Raw genomic sequence first — 18090 nt, 5'->3', positions numbered from 1 at the left:
TATTTAATTTATCTATTTAAATTAGAAAATTTGAACTGCATACCCCTAAAATGGCCTCCTAAGTTATCAGCGACTTGATCATAGGTATGCTGTTTTAATTGAAACAACAAAAGTTGATTGGTGTCTTTTAGATATTTTTCTAATAAATCTGTTCTGAAGTAATGAAAATTTTCAGAATTTAACTGGTATTCAGCATAATACTCCTTGAAGCATTCTTCTAAATTAGAACATAATATCTTACTTTGAGAAGAGTCAACTGTAAGTGATAAGTGTTTACCAAAATTAGGAGAAGGAATATCTCGTCTTAAGGCAGGAAATTGTATAGAATCTGTTTCCCATAAGAAATCAACTAATGTTTGCTCATATTCAAAGTGGCAAGTTTCATTAATTGTTTCAGTTATTTCTTTACCTATATCTTCAAAACTAAAATCGTCTGATTTTAAAACATCATAATGTTTAATTCTTCTAGTGATCTCTTTAGTTCCCTCTATTGGAAAGCTGTGATGATCTTTAACTTTGAAAGGAATTGTATCTGCCCAATATAGTTCCCCGAAATATGTATTTGAAAGACTTCCATTATTATGCAAATTATCTTTCCAATCAAACTCTTTATTTTCGATTTGCTCGATATAGTCTATTATTTGATCTCTATTTACAAAAAAGGATTGGGCTTGAATCCAAGACCGTGTTTTGAATTCTTTGTCCAGTTTTTGATCAATAAATGCAGATAATAATGTGTAATCCTCCTTAGTATAAAGAGAATCTAAAATATTATAGTTAGGTGAGTTTATCCAATTGGAGTTTTCTATATCACGATTTACAAAGAAATCAATGTTAATTACTCTTTCTTCATACGGTTTGTAATCATCATAACTTGGTTCTATTTCCGTATCACTAAGCCTTTCATAATGTTTCTTGTATTTAGAGTTTTCTTCATGCCAAACTCCTAATTTATTTTGATTTAGCAAATAACCGGCATAATTGAAATATGCTATCCAAGAATATTTCTTTCCGAGTCTATCTACTTTTACTCTACTCCCAAGTAAACTAGTTCCATTATAAAAAGATTGCTCTCTTTTAGATAAATTTTCATCATTACTAACATAACCAAGTCTCAAAATCTGCTTGAAAATATTTGCTGTGTGATCTAATCTTGTTTCGTAATCACGATTATCTAATCGCGGAATTGTATAATGTACAAAATCGCCTGCCAATGGATCGGGATTTGGGGTTAAACTCCAGTGAGTTGCTATAGGAACTGCTTCCCTGTCCTTGTCGTCTATACTGAACCAATCATCTTTATTAAATCTATAATTAGCTAAACGCAATAAATTTGAATCATCTAATTCAAATACCCCTTTAAGTATCGCTAGGTCTATAATATGTTTATACGAGTCAATGACAATATAATTATAAGTGGGTTGGTCAGGTTCTTTAGCAAATTGTAGATTGTAAAGTTTACGTGCGATCTTGCCAAGTTCATTATCAATAAATGATTTATTATTCTGTAATCTTAAACAAATACCATAAGCTACTAAAGCAAGACGTTCATTGATGTAATCTCTATTTGTTACACTATAGAAAATTAAATATGTAAGTATTTGGTCTGGATTTGTAACAAAATATTGAAGTAATAATTTGGTACTTTTATCTCTTAAATCCCTAATTGTAGTTTCTAGAAGCCATATAGCCAATTCTATAATTGTATTATTAGAGGTTTCTTCGGAGCTAATTATTTCTTCTGGATTATTTGTAAAGTATTTAATAAATTCATTAAAATCATAATAATTATTGTATAAGTAATAAGTCCAGGTAAAATCGAACTTATAGTTGTCAACTTTTAGTAAAATATCTTTGATAAATAAAAAGTTGAGGTTTGATTCGGGATCATAAAAAGTTTCGGAAGAGTCTTCCAGTAAAGTTCTTATCTCATCTTTTGAATATTCTTCTTGTTTTAATAAGTGAATAATCGCTTGAGTTTCTTTACTTATTTTAGTTCTTTTTAAATCAAGTAGTGTAAACTTTTTAACAACTTCAAGATTCAGATGGTTTTGAAATAGTAAAGAATCGGCATCACTATCGTTAATTAAAAATTTAAGAATATCATCTTTTAATTGATGCATATTGCCGGATTCACCCAAGATGTAATCTTTGAAAAAATCTGATTGTGTTACCGCATTTATATTTCCATAAGTATTAATTAATCTTGAAGCCAGTAAATAACCACCTACTTCTTGCTGTGTATGAATAATTACATCGCGATTATTTAAATTTTCATCTAAATAAATGAGATATTCCTGAAGAACCTGATGACCAATTGTTTTCGATTTCGACTTTACATTTTCTCCATCCATTTCCTGATAGAAAGATTTAATTGGGATAAAAGCATTTGAGGCTTCAAGCATTTTTTGAGAAACTTTTTCAATGCCTTCCCTAACTAGATCTCCTGAGTATAAATCTAATTTCTGTGTAATTTCTGCTACTAAATTCTCAAGATATTTGTCGAAAACTTCTTTAAAACCTCCAAGACCGAGTTGAGGCTCCACCGTATTGACTTTGCCTTCGTTTAGCATTTTACAATATAAATCTAAAAATAATGGTGTTTCAAAGTAAAACACGTCAGACGGTATAAGTGATTCAGTGGCAATTTTATATTCTTTAAAATAGCGTTGAATCAATAACCTTAAATCATCTCCTCTGAATCCATTAAGTTTGATTTGTTCATAGGGAATTTCATTATTGCTCCAAATTCTTGAAATATAAGACGTTCTTAATGTAGCAATAAAAAATAGATAAGGATATTTTTCTAATTTCTCGATAAAATTATCTAAACTATTTTCCCAAATCTTGCTAAATCCTTCGTGAGCAAAACTAGTTTCATTTAAGCCATCAAAAATTAAAGTTACTCGGCTTCCATTTTTTTCACCATATCGATTTAATTTTTCTAAAACCTCTTCAAGCAGATATCCGTTGGGTATGTTTATCTGCTTCATTAAAATTTCATCAAAGTCATTTGGATCCCCACCGAAAGATTTACCACTAATTAATATTGCCGATTTATCCTTTTTTCTTAATTCTGTATATAAAAATGCAGAAAAGTTTGATTTTCCCATTCCTGCATTTCCGTGAATAAATTTAACCTGTGCCTTTTTTTGTTGAATTATTAGTCTATTTACACTTGCTATTTGTGTAACAATTTGCGAAAGCCTTCTAAATACTACCACTAACTGAAAGGGTTCAGTTGGCTCAAGTTCTATATATCGCTTTTCTTCTTCATATTGATTCAAACGCTGGAAATCAAAACTCTCTGCAAATTCGAGATTTGTATTATCTATTACTTTTAAAGTTAAAGGCAGTGATTTTATATCTTGCTTTAATTTTGTGTCAATTTCATATATCTGCTCTAATAAGGTTTGCCTATTATTTAGAAGAAACTCAAGTTGTTTATGTTGTTTAGAATTTAAGTTTACCGGAATGTTCTCAGTTTGTAAAAGATTTTTGAGAGTTTTATATTGCTCTTCAAAATCTTCAATCCAATCTTTTAAAATCTTTAATTCGTTTAATAAATCTTGAAAATGATCTTTATTTAATAAAATTTCATTAATTAAATCTCTACCATGACCCTTGTCTTGATCTACAAAAAGATTTTCACTGTACTTTAAGGTGAATTCTTTGTTAAAATGTTTAGTTTCGAGACTATTAAAGTAACCTTTGTCAACATCAAATGGTTGGCGAAATATTTGATAATACGTTTGACTTATCTTCTGAAATATTCCAAAAAATCTAATCTTTTTCATCTTCTTTAAAAGTTTGATCGATATTTTGTATAAATCCAAAGTAATTAAAAGTTTTACCTTTACTTTCAAATCTTTGCTTTTCTAGATATAAACAGTAAAAAATAATTATTGAAATTATTGCTACGTTTATAAGATTTGTTCCACCGGCAAACCTATTTACAATATAGCCAGAAATGGTTTTTACAATTGGTCCATAAGACTCTTCTATTTTCAAATAATCGGGTGCTGCTTCTTCAGGAATATTAGGAATACTTAGTTCAAAAATCAAAAATGCAAATGCTCCATAACCTACAATTAGATAAAGCCATCTTCTTCTAAGAAACCAGTTGGATATAATTTCAAGCATATTATTTATTTATAACCTTCACCTTCCCCGTCACAGCGGCATCGATTAAACTTTGTTTATATTCTTTAAGCTTTTCAATTTGTACTTGCTGTAAAGCAAGGGCTTTGTCTATTTTCTGACTTTCGGTTTCGATATACTTTGCAATTGCTTGTTGTTCGGAAAGTGGTGGGATTGGAATCATTTGATTTCCTATGAAATCAGAATTAGCTCTAGGCATTTTAGAGCCATATGTCGAAGAATCAATCAAGTTAATGAATTCAAAAGAAAGTAGTAGAATAAATAAGTATGAATTATTAATCATTTTCTTTACTCTATATACTAAAAATTCTGTAGTACATATCCCTTCTTTTTCTGCAACATACACTTTTGCCAAATAAGGCCTTAATTTTCCAAATAGTATATCACCTTCTTCAAAATAATTTGCTAAGCCTTCTGTTTCCGAATTACTTGGAATAAATTTACCACTCCAGGATTCTATATTTTCCATTCCAACATATTCAAGTTTGCTTTCTTTACTAACTACTTTTTCTGAAATTAATCTTGTTAAAAATTTCAAACGCTTCACCTCCCAATGCTCCGGGATCTCACCTATCCACTCCACGCCTGAATCTTTTAATTTGACATTAGGATCAAGCCCTTTAGTCACCGCATTTTGTATCAAAATTTGCTTGCGCTCTTTTAAAAGGTGGATTAAAGCTTCCTTTTGCGCTACGGCAGAATCTAACTGACTGGTTTTTTGATCTAAAAAACGGGCAATCGCTTTTTGTTCTTGGAGGGGTGGAATTGGCATTATGGAATAAGAAAGTTCCTCAAAACTAATATTTTTTCCTTGCCTTATTCCTACTACACTTGTTTGCAATTCAGAAATAAACGAATGACTTTTAAATAAATATTTATAATATTCTGCTTCTAAATTGCTTTTTCTCTTCTTTAAAACTGTATAAGCAGGAGAAATTATTCCATCATGATAACAATACTCTAAACCTCCTTCAAATGATCTTAGACTTATTGCAAAATCGCCTTCCTTTATAAATTTAAAAGAGCTTAAATTACCTGATGGCATAACCATTCTATTTTCAACCCAAGATCTCGGAATCACTCCACTATTTTGAGTAACCGATAATAATTCTTCATTTGGTCTATTCTTTTCACTATAATCTTTATAAAGAAATTTCATTCTAATTGCCTTCCAATGCTCAGGAATCTCCCCTATCCATTCTACACCAGAAGCTTTGTAGCTGTCGTATTTTTGTTTTGTATTTGTGGCCACTTCCATCTTAATCTTTTTTCTTTTTTAGCTGTTTATGGGTTTGATCAAGATGTTTTATAAAATCTTTTTCGCCTTTTGATAGGTCATTTTTTACACTTTCTTTATACGCCGTATAACTGCTATGTGCTTTTTTTAGCGCTTGCTTATGGCTTACGTTTCCTGCGTGGGTTAGAATTTGATTGCCTGTCATTTGCAAGAAATCATCAGCACGTTGCAACCAATCTTTCATATACATTGGTTTGCGATTTAAGGCTTGTAATTCTGCAATTTCCAAATAAGCCGTTACCATCCGGTTAAGTACATTTAATTCTTCTTCATTTAAATAATTTTTGGCGATACCTACTTCTTTCTTTGTTGGCTGTTCGCCTTTAAAATTGGTTAAGCCCAAAAATGGTTTAGCGGCATCGATACGGCTATAGATCACCTCAGCAGCAGTTTGCCCGTGGGCAGCCCAATGCATTTTATTTTGTATGGTTTTAAAAAAGGTCATCGAGCTTTCTGCTTTGGGGTCGTAATCTATACTTGTCGCATAAATATCTAAGATTTTTCGCCAAAATACTTTTTCTGAAGAACGAATATCTCTTATTCGTGCCAGTAATTCTTCAAAATAATTTCCGCTGCCGGCTTCCTTTAACAACTCATCATTCATCGTGAAACCTTTCACTATATATTCACGTAAACGCTGAGTAGCCCATATCCGAAATTGTGTTCCTCGATGTGACTTTACCCTGTAGCCCACCGAGATAATAACATCTAGGTTATAGAACTTCACAGGACGATCTGAACCACTAATGTGCAAATTTTGCACATTGCTTTCTTCTTCTAATTCTCCTTCTTTAAAAATTTTCCCGATATGTTTGGTAATAACACTTCTCTCCCGTTGAAAAAGTTCGCTCATTTGCTCTTGAGACAACCAAACCGTTTCATTTTCTAAACGGGTTTGTATTTTGGTTTGGCCATCTTCGGTTTGGTAGATAATCATTTCAGAGTCCATGCCTATGCTAAATTTAAAATGTCTGCAATAAGACCTTCGCTTTGTTGCTCTAACTTTAAAATATCTTTGGTCACCTCTTCGATATCTCGAAGTGGTGTGTGCTTATAGAAATATTTATTAAAGCTAATTTCGTAACCTATTTTAGTTTTATCGAGGTTGATCCAAGCTTCTGGAACGTGTGGGTTTACTTCTTCTAGAAAATAGGTATGTATTTTTTCTTTTAGCGATACATTTTCATAATCACGCAAGTCACTCTCGGTTTCATATTCCAGGTATTCTCCCGGTTTGCCGGCAGCAAAATACCCAAAGTGCACCAACTCTTGTTCTTTACAATTGAAATGGGCTAAAAGTGTACTTAATTTTTCATCGGTAAACTTATGTTTCTTTTTAATCACTTTTTCCGCTTCGGCATCATACCAACTTACGGCCTGCAACACTGCTTTTTTCTCACTAGCAGAAGGTTTTAGTGCTAAGTTCTTTAAGGCTTGATTTACTTTTTTGCTGAATTGATTAAAATCGGTAAAGATTTCGTCTCCTAATTCAGCGAATAAGTATTCGGCTAATTGCACCAATTCTCGTTGTTTCTCCCAGGTATTCGGGCTTAGCAATTTCTTTTTGTGCTTACTGCTCAAATTAAGTTCCTGAGCTTCGGCATAAGCAAAGATCGGCTCTTGGAGTTCTTTTAAATTTGTATACACTTGATCACCAAATTCCTGATACGCCCATTGCATCAATTCGGTAAGCTGTTTATCGTAGCGTAAAGCTTCTATTTTTTCTGAAGTAAATTGCGCTTTTAATCGTTGTGGTCGCTCTATGGTTACTTTATAATAGCCAAAATCTTCGTTATCGAAAATTTTGGAAGCAATCCCGGGAAGTGCTGTCTTGGTTTCCGGATCGGTTTTCCGCTCTACCGTTTGTAATTGTGTGTAAACCTTAGTGATTTCGGTAATATGTTCCGGGGCAAATTCACAGTTTTTATTTCCTAAGTTTTTACGGAGTTTTTGGTACAATTCTCCTGCATCAATCAGTTGTACTTTGCCTTTTCGAGGTTCGGGTTTATGATTGCTTAACAACCAGATATAAGTGGTAATGCCGGTATTGTAGAATAAATTATTGGGCAATTGAATGATAGCTTCTAACAAATCATTTTCGATAAGGTATCTTCTAATATTACTTTCACCACTACCTGCGTCACCGGTAAATAAGCTCGATCCATTATGTACGGAAGCAATACGAGAACCTGATGGGTTTTGGTGAAGCGGTTTCATTTTATTCACCATTTCCATCAAAAACAGCAGCTGCCCGTCTGAAGATCTTGGTACGGCATCTACTTCTTCGGTATTTCCCCAATAATCGAATAGGTTAATTTTAAATCGGGGATCGATGACTTCCTTTCCGTCTTTGATATATTTTTGCTCGCTATTCCAAGATTTTCCATATGGTGGATTGGACAACATAAAATTAAAGTTCGTTCCTGAAAACTCATCGGTAGAAAGCGTAGAACCTACTCGGATGTTCGCCGGATCGTTACCTTTAATCATCATATCACTCTTACAGATGGCGTAGGTTTCATCGTTAATTTCTTTTCCATAGAGAAAAACATCACCCGTTGCCCTAATGGCTCCTTCTTCATCTTTTATAAAGTTTTGCGCTTCGGTAAGCATTCCTCCACTCCCACAAGCGGGATCGTAAATGGTCATCACCGGGGGTAAGTTTTCTTTGATAGGATCAAATACCAAATGCGTCATTAATTCAATCACCTCTCTTGGCGTAAAGTGTTCTCCGGCTTCTTCATTGTTTTCTTCATTAAATTTCCGGATCAATTCTTCAAACACATAGCCCATCCCTAAATTGGAAAGTGCAGGTAGCTTTCTGCCCTCCGGATCTTCTTTTTCAAATGGGGTTAGGTTAATATAAGGCGAAGTAAATTTTTCTAATACGTCTAACAACACATCTTTATTCGCCATATGGCGAATCTGAGCTTTCAATTTAAACTTATCGATGATTTCTTTCACATTTGGACTAAAGCCGTTTAAATAATCTTCGACATTGGCCTGTAAAATTTGCTGAGAATTGGTCGCGGTATTGTATAATTTTTGGAGTGTCCACTTACTAATATTGTAAAACACATAACCGGAAGCCTCGCGTAAGCCACTTTCATCCCACTCGGTAAACCCGGCTTCTTCTTTTTGAAACGTAAGCTCTTCCATCACGGCATCTTTGGAAGGTTCTAATAAAGCATCTAACCTCCTTAAAACGACCATAGGTAAAATTACATCACGGTATTTACCGCGTACATAAACATCACGTAAACAATCGTCTGCGATGGACCAAATAAAGGAAACTAATTTATTGTGAGAAGTTGTTGTCATTTAAGAATTAAATTGAATATATAATTTACATAAGAAATCTTCAAAGTAGGGTAAATTGAAAATTTATGAAGTAAATCTAAATATTTTCTTAATCTTAAAAAACGGAAATCCTTAAAAAGGACTTTATTCACTTTTGGAAAAGTTCCTAAAAATTCAAACTCCAGTTAGATTTGATTTTTTTACAAATAAAACAGTATCAAATGTCTTGTTTTAATATCAAATTTTATTTATATTCAATCTGCGTGCAAATTGCGTGCAAATAAAAAAAGCTTCAGAACATAGAATGCGCTGAAGCCTTTATTTTACTGGTGGTCCCACCTGGGCTCGAACCAGGGACCCCTTGATTATGAGAAATGAAAAATTCAACTTCAATAAATTTCATATATTTTCATTAAACTGTAAATCAGTTATTTAACCTAATTAATTTTTCCATTTACTTTCTTTAATTTACCTTTATCAAGCAATTTGTTGTACATATGTTGTACATAAAATAAATAATCCTATCATGGCATCAATCAAAACAATCCTACGAAAAACAGTATTGAAGAATGGAAAGTATCCAGTTCTTTTACGTGTCACTAAAGATAGAAAATCAAAATTTTTTAGAACACCATTCGAAGTTCATTTGAATGAGTGGGATTCTAAGCTAGGCAGATTTAGTAAAAAGTACAATCAGCAAATTAAATCAAATAGATTGCTCGGAAAAATTGAAGACAGAGCTTTATCTGTAATTTCCGAATTAGAAATGAATCAGGATTTTTACACTCTAAATGATTTCGAAAATAAATTTAGAATTGAATCTAATCCAGAAGCTTCAAATATTTTTCCATTTTGGGATGAACTGATTGATGAAATGAAAATGGCTGGAAGAATGGGAAATGCGGACGTATATCACCATACTAAAAACTCAGTTCAGAAATTCGCAAAGAATAAGCCTATTCATTTTAAAGAGGTCACTCCTACATTTTTAGACAAGTATGAAGTTTATCTCAGAAACAAAGGAGGAACTGGCGGGGGAATTGGAGTTAAAATGCGCGCCATTAGAGCGATTTTCAATGTTGCAATTAAGCGTAATATTATAGATGAAAAAGTATACCCTTTTAAGCATTACAAAATTTCCAAACTAAAAGGAAAATCTATAAAAAAAGCGCTCAAAATCGAAGAGGTACACCGACTTCAAAACCTTGATTTGAATGACAAGCCACATTTAGTGAATAGTAGGAATTATTTCATTTTTAGCTTTTACACGAGGGGAATGAATTTTGCTGATATGATGAAATTAAGATGGGATAATATCTACAGCGATAGAATACATTATACGCGATCAAAGACAAAAGGAAACTTTATCATCAAAATTATGCCGCCTGTACAACGAATATTGAATTATTATAAGGGCAATAACCATTCTTACGTCTTTCCTATTATACTTCATGAAAACCTAACTCCAAGTCAACTAAACAACCGGAAAAGAAAAACACTCAAAAAATTTAATAAGGATTTGAAAGAATTAGGAGAACTTGCGAAAATTGACAAGCCCATTACAAGCTATGTGGCCAGACATAGCTTTGCCAATTGCCTAAAGCAAAAAGGTGCAGGTACAGATATTATTAGCGAATCCTTAGGTCATCAGGATGTCAAAACTACAAAGGCATATTTAAAAGAGCTTGATACGGCAATACTCGATGAAGCTAGTGAATTATTACTGGAATAATTTAAATATGCTTTTCGAAACAAACATATTTATCATTTACCAAGAATACCAATACCAAAATAACGTTTGAAAATTCCTTAAGTTTACTTAGCTTTATTAGCTGTAAACGTTTCACAGCTAACACTCCTACCCTACTTAAAGTTAGTAAACTGTGTTGTTATTCATTTAATTTATGTAATTATAACAAGTTTTAGTTTTGTAATATAATTTTAACTCAGGTTAATATTCTATTTCATAACGTAATAGTCAACTCATATCTAAATATTCTCCTTAATCTAATAGACCAGTAAGAAGCCTTATTAATAAAGAGTTTAAGGAGTTTTATTTGAATTGATAAACAATATAACCAGATGCCTAATCGACATACATTTTTAAATAATACTGGAAATCAGAATAATGGGTTTAAAAAAAAACGAGGGAGATCGAGTAACCCTGACCCTGACTCAGACTTAGAGCCAATAATAAATAGAGCTAGAATACGCAATCTTCATGAAAATATGTTGCAGTTCAATGTAGCATTAACAACTCGTAATGAACGCCGTACGATTGAGATTCCAGATTATATAAATTTACTTTGGATTCATTTTTATGTGCCATTCAATGATGACTTGAGAAAAAAATTTTATGGTCGATATGGGTTATTAGTTCAAGCATTTGATGCTTTCAACAGATCAGTATTATTTGAAGTAGTGGATCAGAGGCTATTCCAGCAATTACAGCAACATTTAAATTTACTAAATGATCTGGGTACAGATGTAAATTACACTCATCAAGATTACAATTTGATAGCCTTAATCGATCATTTTGAATTCTTTGATAGTCGACTGATAGTTCCCAGCGAACAAGGTGTTATATTAAATATTATAAACTCCAGTCAAGACATTGCCACAACACAGCAAGAATTTCTAAATGATTATTTAAATGCCGCCCAAATTTCTTTTGACATAAACGCATCAAGCGATTTGTATTTTATTCATGAAATCGCCGAAGAGCAGCTTATTGAAATATCTAATAATTTTGATATTGTGCAGGGTATAACCAGTTCCAGGCCCCTGACCGTTCGTCCAGGAATATTTGGAGACCTTAGAGTATCCTACGGATTTGCAGTGAAAATTCCACAAAATCTGCCAATCATTGGTATTATAGATACAGGAGTTAACACGATTGATCCTTTTGAAAATCTTGTCTTACCAACAATTAATATTACTGCGCACCCTAATCGGGATCAGTCAGGTCATGGCACACTAGTGGCGGGACTATGCATTTTTGGTGGTGAATTACCGACTGGAATTCAGGAAGAATATGAGGCAAAATGCAGAGTACTTCCAATAAAAGTATTACACAGAAATACCGATGTAATTAATTTTCCCGTAATGCTTGAAGCCATTCGAACAGCTCATCAAGAACATGGAGTAAGAATTTTCAACATGTCTTTGACACTAGCATTAGTGAAAAATTATAATGAGACATTTTCAAATTTTGCTTACGAATTAGATAAACTATCCTATGATCTAGATATTTTAGTTTTAATATCTGTGGGAAATTTCGACAGTGATTCTCTCAACGAACTACTAACTCAAGATTTTCATGATGATCATAATTATCCGAATTTTTTCTATAGAATAAATTCTACATCTCATGTACATAGTTGTAAAAATACTAATATATGTGTACCGTCAGAGTCAATGAATAATCTTTCTATTGGTGCTCTAGCCGGTAATTTGAATGAGGATGATCAGACAGATATTTCACCTTCTAAATATCATCCTGCTTATTATTCTAGAAAATCACACTTTGACTATAATCAAAAAATAAATAATAAACCGTTTAAAAAAAATCAAAGGAACAAATATTTTAATAAGCCAGATCTAGTGTATGAAGGAGGTGACCTTCATAGAACTCAATCTGGAATAGAAGTATTGGCCGATCCTGGTCAATACTTCACGCGAACAGCTGGTACTAGTCTATCTACTCCATTAGTATCATCTATAGCTATGGATTTGATATATGCCTATCCATCGCTTAACATGCAGTCCATTAAAGCATTATTAATCAATAGTGCTGGCTATCTTCAAAGCTCAAAAGTTCCGGGATTTGAAGGAAAAGATCCTTTACTTAAAAAATTAGTTGGCTTCGGTAAACCCAACAAAACTCTTGGTCTGGCTACTGATGATCATAGCATTACTATGATATTGGAAAAAGCAATTAAAAATGATCAAATTATGGCTATCCCTATTTACCTTCCAGAGTACTTACAAAATGCAGGGAATAAATTAATATTTACTATTTCGTTAACATTTAAATTCCTCCCAGATAGAGGAAACCATTTAGCTTATATGCCTTTGCACATGTCATTTAATTTGGTGAAAAATAAATTGACTAAAGATTTTGCTAATAAAGATGCTAAAGATTATCAAATAAAAAACGGCTTTTCGTGGAGTGAAGATCATTTCGGTTTAGAGAATGCTCTATTCTCCAATGCTCAAAAGAAAGAATACCGATTACAGCCCAAAGATATTGAAAACCTGGAAGGAGAACTTGCTATCGCAGTTCGATGTATCTGTAAGCCTAACATTGATCCTCAATTGTTGCAGCAATATAGAAGTAAAGAACATTCATTCTCCCTAGTAATAACAATAACTGAAGAAATTAAGAATGAGACTAATCACAATCTATATAGTGAAGTACTAGACGTTAACAATCTGACAGTGATTCCTGAATCTGAAGTTGGCAGTGATGCTGATTTAGAAGCAGAAAATTAATCTTTTTTAAGAGCCTTTTTCTCCTGCTCAATCAAATCCAGCCAAATATTAGTATCTACTACTTTACTAATATTTTTATTATCCATCTGCTTAAATAGTGTCCGTTTGATAGCATTTATTAAAGTTTTTTGAATACTATAAAAACTTAGTCCTGAACAAGTATCGATTATGACTCTCATAGGAATATCCTTTGGAAGACAAAACTGTCCACTTCTAAGCGTCAATTCGATTAATTCTTCTATTTGTTTTTCACTAGGTAATCCAAATTCCAAATTTAGATCAAATCTTCTTACCAATGCTTCATCAATCATTTTCTCTTGATTAGTCGCTGCTATAATTAGAGAATCGGCTGGTAGATAATCAAATAACTGAAGTATCGTATTTACAACTCTTTTCATCTCTCCATGATCCTGATTATAATCTCTAATCTTTCCAATAGAATCGAATTCATCTATGAATATAATACAGCTTTCTTGAGTAGCTTTTCTAAAAACTTTCATTAGATTTTTACTTGTCTCACCTAGTTTGGAAGAAACAATTGAACCAAGATTTACAATATACATGGGCTTTTCCAACTCACCAGCTATAACATAAGAAGCTAAAGTTTTACCACACCCAGAGGGTCCATGTAATAGCAACTTATTAGACACTGATAAATTGAATTGTCTTAAAAATTCAATTGATAAGTTCTCACGAATAAAATGATCTAATTTCTCTTTGACATTCTCAGCAATCACTAAATCTTTTAATCGATATTCAGAGTGTAGTTTATCAATTACTAATTCATCAATTTCTCTCTGACTCTGTTGATTGAAATAGTGGTCGGAGCCAACTCTAGTTAATTGACCCGATTGTCGCTTAGCATTTTTTACCAGGGACTGTAATTGCAAAGCCATATTAACCCTCTTACTATCTTTGTAATAGGAAATAATTTTTTGAAGGGAATCTAATAAGTTCTTTTGATCATTTTCAAGACCATATTTAGCAATTTCTTTTATGTAATCAATTTGTCCCATGTCTATTATAAAAGTGATGCAAAAATAGTAGAAACTAGAAAATAGCGACGACAATTAGTCCTTAAATCTTTTTAAAGATTTGTATCCCTTTCTTTGTAAATTTAAAAGAATTCTGTCAAGTAAACTAATGTTTTACAATCTAATAGATGAATGATTTAGTTTTGATATAATCTCCAATGGAGAAGGAAGTTTATAAGTTTTATTCCTCGAATAATTCAAAATCAATATCGAGAAGCTTTTTAGGTTCAACTTCTAAGGCTTTGGCTAATGCTAGTAATGTGGTAAAGGAAAAATTTCTATTCCCATTCTCAATAACACTTAAACTACCTTTTGTAACTCGGCATCGCGCGGCAATATCATCCTGACTAAAACCTTTTTCTTCACGAAGCCTTTTAACATGCCTCCCAAAAATACGTTGTCTTTTAAGGTCTAAATCTTCCATAATACTTACTTGGAAAGTAAATACAAGAAATTTTTGAGTTAAAATTGTTACAAGTTCTTGTAACAAAAGAATATTTTTTGTTATTTAGCTGATAGTTAGGTCAAAATGATTTAATTTTTATATTTGCGATACTTCTTAAAGTAAAATATTAGAAGCATTCGCTTTGAGTCTTGAACAGAAAACCGGTAATTTTCAACAAACCACAAGATGATAAGTGTAAATGCTCACGACCCGGGCGTGGGCTTACTTCATCGTGGTATGGTATACCAGTGCCTCTGTTCGATAAGTTGAGTCTCCACGCCTTTTTTGTTTATTGGAAACAGGTATTCTTCTCAACTATTTTCAAAGCTAGTTTCTTTTTATACTTCTATAAGATTTCGCTTACGCTAAATACATTTTAATTCCAGCGGTATTTACCTCTGGCTAAATAGCGACTGCTTATGTTACACCGCATTTTCACATTATTAAAACAAGGGCATCCTGATGCAATGGAATTTATTTATTCGCGCTATAACCATAAGCTATATTGGGTTGGGAAAAGAGTGATAGGTGATGAATTTGTTATTGAGAGCATTCTTCAGGATACGTTCCTGAAATTATGGGAGAAAAGAGATTTGATAAATGATCCCGAACATATTCATTCTTTTCTGCTTTATGTAATGAAGACAGAATGTATCTACTATTATTGTAGGCCTAGAAATAAATTTCAGAAATCTATCAGTCGTTTAGAACTTTTCGATAACTATCAGGAGTATATGTATGGATTCAATCCCGAGGCTGAAGATGTGCACCTGTTGGATCAGAATGTTAAACAGGAATGCCTTGATCAGATATTAAGTGTACTCCCATTTTTAGAAAGTAAGCAAAGACAATTGATTAAACTTTGTTTAAAAAATAACTTTAAATATGCTATCATTTCTAAACTCATGGGGGTAAGCGTTAGGGAGGCTAGTAATCAGGTTCATTTGGCCATAGAGCGTATTAAGATGATTGTTCAAAGTGGACATACATTAGAGCAGGTAGATCAATCACATTCAAACTTTGAAAATTTAAAATTGGAATTAACTAAAGAACAGGCTGAAATATTCCAATTGCGATGTGAAGAATACCTATCGTTTCAAAAAATTGCTGAAAAGCTTCAGCGCTCACATAAAGAGGTGCATCGTCAGTTTATGATTGCTTATAAAGCGATGAACCAGAAGAAAGGTGAAGAACATTTGCAATCTGCTTAGCTATGAATACATCAAATATGACACTTACGCGAAAAATTCAATTGCTCATCGATCTGCCATCGAAGGAGGAACGTAGTGAAGCTTTTAAAACTTTATATAGATGGCAAAATCGGTGTTACCGGGCTGCAAATCTTATAGCTTCCCATTTGTTTGTACAAGGAATGATAAAAGAATTTCTATACCTCTCTGAAGAGGTTAAATACAAATTAGTTGATGAACAAAAGGATGAATTGGGAATATTAAACCGTTCTAGAATGAATACCACTTATCGTTTGATATCAGATCGGTTTAAAGGAGAAATCCCTACTAATATCTTGAGTAGCATTAATCAATCGACGATAAAAGAATATACCAGATATCAATCGGAATATTGGAGCGGTGAGCGTTCACTAATGAATTTTAAACGTAATATGCCATTTCCTTTTAGTTATGAAGGTATGCGAGGTTTATCGTATAATGAAGATAAAAAAAATTTTAGTTTTCGGCTTTTCTCAATTCCTATGGTCACATATTTAGGACGAGATTTTAGCGATAAACGTAGTCTTTTAAAAAAAGTAATGAATGGCAAAACTAAACTTTGTACTTCGCAAATTCAGTTGAAAAAAGGTAAGATATTTATGCTAGGGGTGTTCGAAATAGAAAAGACAGAAAACTTTTTGAAGCCTGAAAGAATTGCTGAAGCTGCTTTATCTATAGAATTTCCTGTAACAGTAAAAACAGCTATATCAAAACTACAAATAGGCAGTAAGGAAGAATTTCTCTATAGAAGATTAGCAATCCAGGTTGGCCGAAAAAGAACACAACAAGGAATTCGTTTTGCAAAATCAGGAAAAGGATACAAACGAAAAACGAAGGCAGTTGATAAATTTCGGGAGCGAGAAAGAAATTATATCGATAACCGTCTGCACGTATACAGTAGGCAATTAATTAATTTTTGTATCAAACAACAAGCGGGAACACTTGTGCTTATAAATCAGGAAAAGAAAATGGCGGTTGCTAAAGAAGAAGAATTTGTGCTCCGAAATTGGAGTTATTATGGATTGATAGAAAAAATAAAATACAAAGCCGAGATGGCTGGTATTGAGATTATTATTGATTGATTGAATTTCGAGGGTGTCTGTACACCCGTAAGGTGAGGTGAAATGAAGACACTCACCAAGTGCATTCAGTGCATATACAGGGAGTCGCAGCTAACCCAAAAAACAAATCTCCAATGTTGAGACTGGAGAAAATAAACTTTATATGTTTTGCAAATCAATACCTTTTAAGGTACGGACAAAATAGGGGGTATGGCATTATCTCATAGAAGTTTCAAATCTTAGAGATGATCCAATCACTATTAAAATTTACAACTCTCTCTTGGTATTATTCGCAAATTAATTATGAAAAGCTTATTCTGAATCTATCACTAATAATTTTTTGGTATAAGTACACTTTGGGTAATTAGAACATCCGTAGAAATTACCATAACGACCATTTTTTAATAATAAATCGCCCTGACACCTCGGACAGATCTTTAAATGCGCCATGATTTTTTGGTCTTTAATCCGCATTTTAATGTGACGATTGTGGATTTTACGATCCTTTCTTTTTTTTAAATTTTTGGACTTAATGATTTCTGCTATCCATAGCATTTGGCTCGGTGATAATTGGTTCCGGTGATTTTCTGTTCTGATGTATCGTATAAGCTGCCACAGATACAATACAGGCAGTTCCGAAGTCACATTCTTTAACCGGGCACGTCCTGAAAACACAACAATAGGATAGTACTTTAGTTTCTGGAAGTTCGGATGAAGTTTTCTTAAAGCAAATATATGAGTCCAATTTTGTCGAATTGGGTTTTTAAACCTTGTATGATGCTTGAAAATGGTCTGGCTCCAATTTTCAGATTTTTGATGTCCATGAATCCAACCTTTATAATGTTTCGTTTCGATTACAAAAACACCCGAAGAACAAATTACGATATGGTCAATTTGGGAACTGCCCTGGCCAGATGGTATAAGGATATTGTTTAAGACAATATAATCTCTTTTACGAAGCCTTCGAAGTTTGGCGGCAACTCTGCGTTCCCCAAAATTCCCTTTCATTCTAGGAATTACCACATTCATGATAAAGTCAGAGCCTACGTGGATGAGCCGGCCATAGTGA

12 protein-coding genes are annotated in these 18090 nt (G+C 32.9%); 4 read left to right on the top strand and 8 right to left on the bottom strand.

Going from position 1 to position 18090, the window contains the following annotated elements; translation table 11 throughout:
* Window positions 1–8 precede the first annotated feature (8 nt).
* From IIF7_RS19620 to IIF7_RS19600, 5 genes are read right to left on the bottom strand one after another with little or no spacing between them, the layout of a single operon-like run.
* A complete protein-coding gene (locus tag IIF7_RS19620) occupies window positions 9–3797 on the bottom strand; it encodes an NACHT domain-containing protein (protein ID WP_084843389.1) in 3789 nt (1262 codons plus the stop codon).
* On the bottom strand, window positions 3784–4143 hold the full coding sequence (locus tag IIF7_RS19615) for a hypothetical protein (protein ID WP_084843388.1): 360 nt from the start codon (window positions 4141–4143) through the stop codon (window positions 3784–3786). The genes IIF7_RS19620 and IIF7_RS19615 overlap by 14 nt, the downstream gene beginning before the upstream one ends.
* A 1-nt stretch (window position 4144) precedes the next feature.
* A complete protein-coding gene (locus IIF7_RS19610) occupies window positions 4145–5419 on the bottom strand; it encodes a restriction endonuclease subunit S (protein WP_084843387.1) in 1275 nt (424 codons plus the stop codon).
* Between the two features lies 1 nt (window position 5420).
* Window positions 5421–6407: a virulence RhuM family protein gene (gene rhuM, locus IIF7_RS19605; protein ID WP_084843386.1), complete on the bottom strand. Its 987-nt coding sequence runs from the start codon at window positions 6405–6407 to the stop codon at window positions 5421–5423.
* A 2-nt stretch (window positions 6408–6409) separates the two neighbouring features.
* Window positions 6410–8779 carry a type I restriction-modification system subunit M gene (locus tag IIF7_RS19600; RefSeq protein WP_084843385.1) on the bottom strand — a complete coding sequence of 790 codons (2370 nt, stop codon included), beginning with the start codon at window positions 8777–8779 and terminating at the stop codon, window positions 6410–6412.
* A gap of 505 nt (window positions 8780–9284) precedes the next feature.
* Here IIF7_RS19600 and IIF7_RS19595 point away from each other — a divergent pair.
* Together IIF7_RS19595 and IIF7_RS19590 are read left to right on the top strand one after the other, a co-directional pair.
* Entirely contained in the window at window positions 9285–10490 is a 1206-nt protein-coding gene (locus IIF7_RS19595; RefSeq protein WP_084843384.1) for a site-specific integrase, read from the top strand.
* Between the two features lie 350 nt (window positions 10491–10840).
* Window positions 10841–13252: a S8 family peptidase gene (locus IIF7_RS19590; protein WP_084843383.1), complete on the top strand. Its 2412-nt coding sequence runs from the start codon at window positions 10841–10843 to the stop codon at window positions 13250–13252.
* On the opposite strand, the gene IIF7_RS19585 is transcribed toward IIF7_RS19590, so the two are convergent.
* Window positions 13249–14268, bottom strand: a complete 1020-nt coding sequence (locus IIF7_RS19585) for an AAA family ATPase (RefSeq protein WP_084843382.1) — start codon at window positions 14266–14268, stop codon at window positions 13249–13251. The genes IIF7_RS19590 and IIF7_RS19585 overlap by 4 nt on opposite strands.
* Window positions 14269–14467: 199 nt before the next feature.
* Window positions 14468–14776: a helix-turn-helix domain-containing protein gene (locus IIF7_RS19580; protein ID WP_139801384.1), complete on the bottom strand. Its 309-nt coding sequence runs from the start codon at window positions 14774–14776 to the stop codon at window positions 14468–14470.
* A gap of 374 nt (window positions 14777–15150) precedes the next feature.
* Here IIF7_RS19580 and IIF7_RS19575 point away from each other — a divergent pair, with 374 nt between their 5' ends.
* A complete protein-coding gene (locus IIF7_RS19575; protein WP_084843380.1) occupies window positions 15151–15942 on the top strand; it encodes an RNA polymerase sigma factor in 792 nt (263 codons plus the stop codon).
* Window positions 15943–15944: 2 nt separating this feature from the next.
* Complete coding sequence (locus tag IIF7_RS19570; protein ID WP_084843379.1) at window positions 15945–17042, top strand: hypothetical protein; 1098 nt, start codon at window positions 15945–15947, stop codon at window positions 17040–17042.
* Between the two features lie 291 nt (window positions 17043–17333).
* Here the strand turns inward: IIF7_RS19570 and IIF7_RS19565 are convergent.
* A partial coding sequence (locus tag IIF7_RS19565; RefSeq protein WP_139801383.1) for a nuclease-related domain-containing protein occupies window positions 17334–18090 on the bottom strand: 757 nt, incomplete at its 5' end.

The organism is Zunongwangia atlantica 22II14-10F7, assembly GCF_002094855.1.
Taxonomy (GTDB): domain Bacteria; phylum Bacteroidota; class Bacteroidia; order Flavobacteriales; family Flavobacteriaceae; genus Zunongwangia; species Zunongwangia atlantica.
This window is presented reverse-complemented; position numbering and strand designations above follow the sequence as displayed.